General features: G+C 61.8%; 8 protein-coding genes. 3 read left to right on the forward strand and 5 right to left on the reverse strand.

Features of this window, described 5'->3' with window-relative positions:
• Nucleotides 1–179: 179 nt before the first annotated feature.
• On the reverse strand, nucleotides 180–2,042 hold the full coding sequence (locus tag ABLE71_RS25575) for a 7-cyano-7-deazaguanine synthase (RefSeq protein WP_348786308.1): 1,863 nt from the start codon (nucleotides 2,040–2,042) through the stop codon (nucleotides 180–182).
• Nucleotides 2,039–2,827 (reverse strand): hypothetical protein, encoded by a 789-nt coding sequence (locus tag ABLE71_RS25580; protein WP_348786309.1) that lies wholly within the window; start codon nucleotides 2,825–2,827, stop codon nucleotides 2,039–2,041. Before ABLE71_RS25580 ends, ABLE71_RS25575 begins: the two co-directional genes overlap by 4 nt.
• A gap of 428 nt (nucleotides 2,828–3,255) precedes the next feature.
• Here ABLE71_RS25580 and ABLE71_RS25585 point away from each other — a divergent pair, with 428 nt between their 5' ends.
• From ABLE71_RS25585 to ABLE71_RS25595, 3 genes are read left to right on the forward strand one after another with little or no spacing between them, the layout of a single operon-like run.
• Nucleotides 3,256–3,714 carry a DUF2924 domain-containing protein gene (locus tag ABLE71_RS25585; RefSeq protein ID WP_348786310.1) on the forward strand — a complete coding sequence of 153 codons (459 nt, stop codon included), beginning with the start codon at nucleotides 3,256–3,258 and terminating at the stop codon, nucleotides 3,712–3,714.
• Nucleotides 3,711–5,036, forward strand: coding sequence for a recombinase family protein (locus ABLE71_RS25590; RefSeq protein ID WP_348786311.1), 1,326 nt, complete (start codon nucleotides 3,711–3,713; stop codon nucleotides 5,034–5,036). The genes ABLE71_RS25585 and ABLE71_RS25590 overlap by 4 nt, the downstream gene beginning before the upstream one ends.
• Nucleotides 5,033–5,422 (forward strand): hypothetical protein, encoded by a 390-nt coding sequence (locus ABLE71_RS25595; RefSeq protein ID WP_348786279.1) that lies wholly within the window; start codon nucleotides 5,033–5,035, stop codon nucleotides 5,420–5,422. The genes ABLE71_RS25590 and ABLE71_RS25595 overlap by 4 nt, the downstream gene beginning before the upstream one ends.
• Nucleotides 5,423–5,532: 110 nt before the next feature.
• On the opposite strand, the gene ABLE71_RS25600 is transcribed toward ABLE71_RS25595, so the two are convergent.
• From ABLE71_RS25600 to ABLE71_RS25610, 3 genes are all read right to left on the reverse strand, one after another.
• Nucleotides 5,533–6,048, reverse strand: a complete 516-nt coding sequence (locus ABLE71_RS25600) for a hypothetical protein (protein ID WP_348786312.1) — start codon at nucleotides 6,046–6,048, stop codon at nucleotides 5,533–5,535.
• The gene (locus ABLE71_RS25605; RefSeq protein ID WP_348786313.1) at nucleotides 6,045–6,275 is read right to left on the reverse strand and encodes a helix-turn-helix transcriptional regulator; all 231 of its coding nucleotides are present in this window, start codon (nucleotides 6,273–6,275) and stop codon (nucleotides 6,045–6,047) included. The genes ABLE71_RS25600 and ABLE71_RS25605 overlap by 4 nt, the downstream gene beginning before the upstream one ends.
• A 173-nt stretch (nucleotides 6,276–6,448) precedes the next feature.
• Nucleotides 6,449–7,970: winged helix-turn-helix domain-containing protein (locus ABLE71_RS25610; RefSeq protein WP_348786314.1), on the reverse strand; the 1,522-nt coding region annotated here is incomplete at its 5' end.

The raw sequence follows: 7,970 nt of genomic DNA on the forward strand, positions 1-7,970 counted from the left end.
CTTTCTCTGGTCTCGATCTGGCCGGTGCCCGGTGGGCCGGCTGATGAGCGAAGGATGACGCGTGGATGGCCGTGCCTATATGGATGGCGCGGATTTCTTTTGTTTACGGAACGGGCTTCGCGAGCCCTGGTTCTCCGGGCCAAGGCTGCGTGAATTGTTCCGTCGGACAGAAGTCTTTGTTACGCGCCTGCACTATGCGTGCCGAGATCCGCTCTCGCGACCTCTCGCAGTTCTGGCGGGAGTCGGTAGCCCTTCCCGTATTGGTTCTCGATGAAGCCGTTCGGGAATACGATTCCCTGATCGACCGCCAAGCGCTCCTCTACCAGCCCTCGGAGTTTCGTCACCCGGGCGCGCAAGGTGGGCTCCAGCATCTCGAGGTGATCCGCGAGGTCGGGAGAGTAGAAGTAGGGTACATCCTTACACTCGGCCTTGGCTTCGCGGTGGTTCGGCAGCAGCGCCTCGATCAGCCTGTAGTAGGCCCCGTCCACGTAGAAGCCGCCTCGAAACCAAATGCGGCCGGCAGCCTTGTCGACGGCAAAATCACAAACCGGCGCGTCCAGCCGGTCGAGAGAAGCTGCAACATCGTCGCAGCAATCGGGCACCAGCGGAGCCTCGATCCGGTCCCGGCTGACGCACAGGCGTAGAATTGCGCCGCGCGGAAGCCGATCATGCACCATCGCCTGGCTGTGCACTTTCGCCCCGGCCTCGAGCACGCCGTTGACGCCGTCGGCGTGACGCCTGATCATAGCCCAGGCTTGTTCCAATACATCATCGGCCGCCATGTCTGGCACGTGGTGAACCACCGTATAGATGTCAGGATGATCTCGCTTGAACCGATCCTGGTCCGATGCCGAGATGTCCCGACAGAATTTCACATAGGCGACGGCCATGCGGATGTCCTCATCCGCGACTCTCGCGCCGGTCAGCAGATCGACGGCGTAGCCTTCAGCAGGATCCAGAGCTTCGGCGCCGGACGCAAGCACCGCAAAACGGCGGTCGATGCATTGCGAACAGACGCCACAATGACGAACCTCGGTGGTCCAGCCCATCGGATGGACGCAACTCGCCGCTCTCGAGAGAGAGGCACCGAAGCCAGCCGCCACGATCTTGTCCACTACCTCCTTCTTCGTCAGCCACAGATAGGGTGTGGAGATAGTGAACTTGCTCCCAGCCAGCAGCGAAAAGATGCGCTCGAAGCCGCGCATCACCTGCGGATGCGTTGTCCGCGTTGCGCGAGCGCCGAGCACGTCTTTTGCGATGGGGAGATTAAGGCTGACGACGCCATTCTCATAGAAGGTGAGCCCATTCTTGCCGAGCATCCTGGCGATGACGAAGGCGAGGCTGGCAAACAGGAACGAGCGCGAACGCTGCGTCGATTCAGTTGGGTCGACACCCGTGTTGGTGACGTTGACGGGGATATGCATCAGGCGGGAGGCGTAACCAGCCTGCACAAAATGACTGATCAGAGCCTTCTGAACTGCCAGCACTTTGCCCGCGGAATGGTGCCCGACGAGCACGGTTCTGCGGCCTTCGCACACGATGCTGTCGGTCGCACCAGCAAACGAGTCGAGCCCGCCCGAGAAAAGCGCGATCTCATCTGCGTCAAATGCACCCTCGGAAAGCTCGGAAAAGTAGAGTGCGGCCTCGGCAAGCGGCGCTTCGGCCGCGATGAACTCGAACTCATAGGCGTCATCGGAAAGGAAGCCCAGCGTCGCCTCCAACTCCTGACGCAATTCGGCGCTCGACCAGACATCCAGACAGCGGACGGGAATGACGAAGAGCAGGTCTCGTCTCCAGTCGGTCCCAGCGTTCCGGAGCTTCTCGCCGCCGCGTTGTGCCCGCTGATCGCCGCAATAGACATAGGCGGCGATCTCCAGCAGATCGAGCAGAAGATCAGGCACATTGCTGACCATGGCCCGACTGATGTCGGCGATCCGCAGGTTCACTGTGCGCTTGCCCTGGATATCCATCGTCTTGCGGACCACGTCCTGTTTAACCGGGGGAACCTCGATGCTGCCGCAGATGAATTCGAACCGCTTCATGCTGCCTGGCCTCGGATCGAGAGTTCGCGCCGCACCTTCTTGAAGGCGTAGGCCGCAAACGCCGCGGCATCCTCGCGCTTCAATTTCTTGTCCAGATGATAGCGGTTCTTGCCAATCCAGCCCTTGGCATAGGCCCGCATAATCATTGTCGTCTCGCGGCAGTGGCGGCGCAGCGCGCTCTCGAAATAGCTCGTGTCCGCCACCGAACGGATGCTGCTGCCGTTGCCGATGTGTCGCGGAATTTCCCGGTCGAGAAAGTACTGGAGATGGCCATCCAGAATGTTGGTGAAGAAGCTCTGCGCGAGCTCGCCGAAGCGTTCCGTCGAGGCGAAAGTTGCCAGGGTCGTCCTCTGGTCCTCCACGGAAGCCTTCCACAGAGCTGGTCCTCGCTCCACCGCAAGTCCTGCCAGAGCCGACATAGCGGCATTGCGTGCAAGCACACTGAAATCGGTCACCCGCCTGCCACCGACACGCCGGGCACGGTCCGCAGCCTCGCTGAAGGCGGCAAGGATGTCTGTCATCGTCGGGTCGGGCGACACGCGCAGGCCCAGCGGCCTGAGGGCGGCCGCAAAGTCGCGCTCCTGTGCGGCGAGCGGAATGTTCAGTAGGAGCCACATCGATTCCACGAAGGCTGGATCGGTCACCGCATGGGCAAGCGATTTGTCCGCGGCGTCCTCGACCGCTTTTGCCAGCGAGGCGATCCGGATGTCGCGTTCATCAAGAAGCGCGACGACTTCGCTCCATTTGCGCGTGGCGTGCGGCAGATTCAGTCGGATGTGCCCCATCGTTCCCCCGGAAGTATGGCGGGGCCATTACACGCGGTCCTGTACTGTCGGGAAAATCACGCCTTGCGGATTGGCTAACGCGTGGTTGCGGGCGCGGGGGCAATTTTCGCTATTCTGCGCGCCGCTCACTTCTTGCGCGACGCACCTCCTTTGATTTCCGCACCTTCTGGTGGACTGACCACGGTTGGACGTAATCAACCCTGCATGACGCTCCGTCACCCTGAAACATGGCCGCGCCGCGGGCCTAACCCGATCTCCACTGACAGGCTGTCGCCCGCCGAACGGCGCAGCGAGCTAGTTGAGCTGCTCGCACTTGGCCTGGTTCGGCTTCGCGCGCGTCAGTCAAGCGAACTATCTGCCCGTCCGGAGAATGGTTTGCTGGACTGTTCGGCCGACCGGAGCGGTCATGCAACCGAGCGGAGAAACGCATGACCTCGTCCGATCCCATCCCGGCGCGCCTGGCGGCGCTGAAGACAAGCCCGACGACAGACCTGAAGCAGCAGTGGCGCGACCTCTTCGACAGCGAGCCGCCACCTTTCAACCGCCGCTATCTCGAAAGCCGACTTGCGTACCGTATTCAGGAACTCGCCTATGGGGGACTGAAGCCGGAAACCATCCGGCGGCTCGAACGACTGGGTGAGGAACTGGACGGCGGCAACGTCGCGGTCCGTCGCATCCGCGCCGACCGCGACAGGCCTATCACCGGCACGCGCCTCCTGCGCGAGTGGCAGGGCGTCGAGCAGATCGTCACCGTGACGGCCGCCGGCTTCGAATGGCAGGGGCGGCCCTACAAGTCGCTGTCGGCCATCGCCCGTGCCATCACCGGCACGCGCTGGAACGGCTGGGTGTTCTTCGGCCTCAGGAACCACCGCAGGGGAGGGGCATGACGATGCCCGTCGAGAAGCCTAAGATCGTGCGCAAGCTCCGCTGCGCCGTCTACACCCGGAAATCCTCGGAGGAGGGGCTGGAGCAGGAGTTCAATTCCCTGCACGCGCAGCGGGAGGCCTGCGAGGCCTATATCGCCAGCCAGCGCTCGGAAGGCTGGGTGCTGGTCCGCGACCAGTACGACGACGGCGGCATTTCCGGCGGCACGCTGGAGCGCCCGGCGCTGCAGCGACTGCTCGCCGACATCGATGACGGTCTCGTCGATGTCGTGGTGGTCTACAAAATCGACCGGCTCAGCCGTTCGTTGATGGATTTTGCCAGGCTGGTCGAGGTGTTCGACCGCAACGGCGTGACGTTTGTCTCGGTCACCCAATCCTTCAACACGACCACGTCGATGGGGCGTCTCACGCTGAATATTCTGCTTTCCTTCGCCCAGTTCGAGCGTGAGGTGACGGCCGAACGCATCCGCGACAAGTTCCGCGCCTCCCGGATGAAGGGCATGTGGATGGGCGGGGTACCGCCTCTGGGCTACCGGGTCGACAACCGCAAGCTGGTGGTAGACGAGGAAAACGCCGAGCACGTCCGCTGGATCTTTGCCCGCTTTCTGGAGATCGGTTCCGGAACGGTGCTGGCGCGCGCGGCAGCGGATAGGGGCATGAAAACGCTGCATGGAAACCGGATCGACAAGAAGTATGTCTACCGGATGCTGAACAACCGCGCCTATATCGGCGAGGCAGTCCACAAGGGCGACAGCTATCCGGGAGAGCACGACGCCATCATCGAGCGGGAGGTTTGGGACAAGGTTCACGCCATCCTACGGGAGAGCCCGCGCAAGCGCGCAGCCCGCACCCGCGCAGACACGCCGGCGCTGCTGAAGGGGCTGCTCTTCGGTCCCGACGGCGCGGCGTTCTCGCCGACGCATACCAGGGAGGGTGGGCGGCTCTACCGCTATTATGTCAGCCAGACAGTGCTGAAGCATGGCGCGGGGTCCTGTCCGATCGGCCGCGTAGCGGCGGGAGACATGGAGGCGGCTGTCGTCCACCAACTGCGCGCTGTCTTCCGGCAGCCGGAGGTTGTCGCCGGAACATGGAAGTCGGCTCGGAGACAAGACAGCGACACCACCGAGGCCGACGTTCGTGAAGCGCTTCTGCAGCTCGATCCGCTGTGGGACGAACTTTTTCCCGCCGAACAGGCAAGGATCGTGGCGCTGCTGGTGGAACGCGTCGACATCGGCGCCGCCGGCCTGATCCTCCGACTTCGCATCGACGGTCTCGGTGGTCTTGCGAGTGAGATGCGGCCCAAGGACCTGGAGCTGGCCGCATGAGCCGCGCCACGCCGATCGCGGAGACCGTGACGCTGCACGTCCCGTTCCGCCTGATGAAGCGCGGCGGCCGGAAAGAGATGCACGTGCCCGATGGCGCCGCGCGGTCGCAGCGCACCGACAGCACGCTCATCAAGGCGCTGGCGCGCGCGTACCGCTGGAAACAAATGCTGGAGTCAGGCGACTTCGCCACCATCGCCGATCTAGCCAGGCACGAAGGCATCGCGCCGTCCTACCTGACCCGCATTCTGCGGCTGACGTTCCTAGCCCCGGATATTATCGAGGCCGTCCTCGAGGCGCATACCATGTCTATCACGGCGGAGGAATTGCGCACCGGCATCGACGATGACTGGGACGTCCAGCGGCGCACGATGGGGCGCAGTCAATGACGGTTCCGACCGTATCCTGATTGACCGCATACTGGCAGTTGTGCTCCTCGCCACGACCGCATAGGCCGCTCCAAAGCCATCTAGCGTAGGGCCAGGGCGGCGGTCATATATCACGGGCGCTTGATGCCATGCACGTCAGCCGCAAGGTCGAGCATCTCGCCGACGACGTCGTCAATCTGGTCAGCGCAAGCGCAAATTTCGCGCAGGGTCAGGGCTTCACACTTAAGGAAATAGACCTCGTCCGGCTTTCGGTATCGCAAGCGGTTAAAAACATATGTCGCCTCAGGCGCATCGGAATAATCGGCTAGGCCACCATGCGCGATGGTGTTTCGAACATCATTCATGCGGGCGATTTCGGACAGCAGTCGGCTGGCACGGTCCCGCCATTTCCCGAGGGTTTCCAACTTGTCGAACGCCAACTTGAGCGAGTTTATTTTGTCCCCTGTCTGATAGGGCATTTTGGCGATCAAGTTTGCACGGCGCGCTGGCATGAAAACTTTCATCAGCAGGTAATCCAACTGATGATCGAGAAGCGCGAATTGAACCAACAGGTGGCCCGCAGGAATCTCTAGCTGCGTGACCGCCTGAGCCGTCACCTTCCATTCGTACAGGCCGGGTAAAGTCACTTCCGCAGCCTCACCCCGCCGGTGCCGCCGTTCTCTGCGATGAACTCGACGCCGGCACCGGCGAGCGTCTGCTTAATGCGTTGCAGCGTGGCAAATTGAGGGGCGCGCGTATTGGCTTCAAATCGATGGACGGTTTTCGGCGCACTCTCAGATTCCAGCGCCAGCCGCTCTTTCGTCCAGTTCAGCAATGCTCGTGCTTCCCGGCATTGTGCCGCAGATAACGCCATTGGCGCCCCCCAGATCACCGCAGACGACGACAATCACCCAAGTCGCGGAGACGAGCAAGCGGCCTTCCCAGAAGCGGACACCCGCCGTGCGAGTTCCGCTGCGATCGGTCTCCCTGCACAACGACGCGAACAACGATGCGAAGCGCAGATTAATCTCTAGCTGGCGCGGACTGCTAAGTTGTCAGCCCTGCCTTGCGAAGCCCATCCAAAAGCAGTCCGAATGCAGCGGGGTCTTTCGTTTGAAATTCATTGGCCCAGTACCTGCGCCATCCGTCCGAATCGTCAACTTTCGGCGCCCACGGCAGCTCGCCAGCGTGTTTGAGGAAAATATCCCGCAGTGAGCGCGCCTGATCTGTGCGGCCGAGTTGAGCATATGTGGCGGCCGCCCACGCGTAGAAGGCCATACGGGGGCGCAGGATTCGGCTGAATGCCACAATCGCTTCCTGATAGTCGCCGGCTAGGTATTCGGCAACGAGGCGTGCCTCCAGGCAACTGTCTGCAACGACTGGGCTACGTCGCAATGCCTCGTTGGAGCTCGCGACCGCATGCGCCAGATCGCCGGAACATGCGGAAAGCCAGCCGACGACACAGTAGTTGTAATAGTCGTTGGGGTTCAGTGCCAAGGCGATTTCCACCTGTATTCGAGCGAGGTCTAAGTCACCTTTCACATGCAGATAACTCCACGCCAATTCCAAGTGCGTTCGGCTGTCGTGCGGATCAAGCTCGACGGCTTTCCGGCTAAGCTCGAAAATTCGTTCTGCAGCAGCTTCCCGAGACGCTGTCCAGGGAGACTCATGTTCCGCATAGAAGGACTCCGCCAGCTCGACATAGGCGGAGGCATAGCCCGGATCCAGTTCGATCGCCCTTTCGAAGTGGCGCCTCGCCTGCAACACCTCTTCCATAGACGTGCCGTTGTTCAGAACGTACTTGCCACGCAGCCAGTGGTCGTAGGCAGAAAAACTTTCGGCTGGCCGCTGCAGGTTTCGCGACCGCTCGGCTCCCTCGACGTGCTGTGGCAGGCTCGCGACGATTCTCTGCACGATGTCGTCCTGAACACCGAATATGTCTCCGATGTCCCGGTCGAAGCGCTCGGCCCATAGATGCTTGCCCGTTTCGGTTTCGACAAGCTGCGCCGTAACGCGGACACGCTCAGCTGCGCGCCGTACGCTGCCCTCAACGATGTATTGGGCGGCCAATTCAAGCCCAATATCCCGCACGTTCTCGGGCCGTCCCTTGTAAACAAAGGACGACTTCCGTGAGATCACGCAGAGCGATCGAAACCGGCCGAGCCCCGTGATGATGTCTTCCGCGACTCCGTCTGCGAAGTACTCGTATTCCGCGTCGCTGCTCATATTGACGAAGGGCAGAACGGCAATGGACGCTCTGGGCAGAGAAAACACTTCCGCAGTTGTCACAGATGGCTTGGGGCCCGCGTATTTATAGCCGCGACCATGGACAGTCACGATCATCTCGGCCGGCAGCAGTTTTCGCAGCGCCGAAACGTGGACCTGGAGCGTGTTCTCCTCCACCACGAGGCCCGGCCAGACCGTCTCGAAAAGTTCGGTCTTGCCGATCACCTCGTCCGGTTTCTCCAAAAGCATAGCGAGGATGTCGAAGGAGCGCGCCGAAAGCTCCACCGGACCGCCCGGGCCTAGCAGCAGCCGTTCGGAGCGTTTCAGCCGAAAGTTCCCGAAA

It is taken from the genome of Mesorhizobium sp. KR9-304, assembly GCF_040049215.1.
Classification (GTDB): Bacteria; Pseudomonadota; Alphaproteobacteria; order Rhizobiales; family Rhizobiaceae; genus Mesorhizobium_K.

Coding starts and splice junctions, on each gene's coding strand:
- ABLE71_RS25575 (WP_348786308.1), bottom strand. CDS start 2,042: ATGAAGCGGTTCGAATTCATCTGCGGCAGCATCGAGGTTCCCCCGGTT.
- ABLE71_RS25580 (WP_348786309.1), bottom strand. CDS start 2,827: ATGGGGCACATCCGACTGAATCTGCCGCACGCCACGCGCAAATGGAGC.
- ABLE71_RS25585 (WP_348786310.1), top strand. CDS start 3,256: ATGACCTCGTCCGATCCCATCCCGGCGCGCCTGGCGGCGCTGAAGACA.
- ABLE71_RS25590 (WP_348786311.1), top strand. CDS start 3,711: ATGACGATGCCCGTCGAGAAGCCTAAGATCGTGCGCAAGCTCCGCTGC.
- ABLE71_RS25595 (WP_348786279.1), top strand. CDS start 5,033: ATGAGCCGCGCCACGCCGATCGCGGAGACCGTGACGCTGCACGTCCCG.
- ABLE71_RS25605 (WP_348786313.1), bottom strand. CDS start 6,275: ATGGCGTTATCTGCGGCACAATGCCGGGAAGCACGAGCATTGCTGAAC.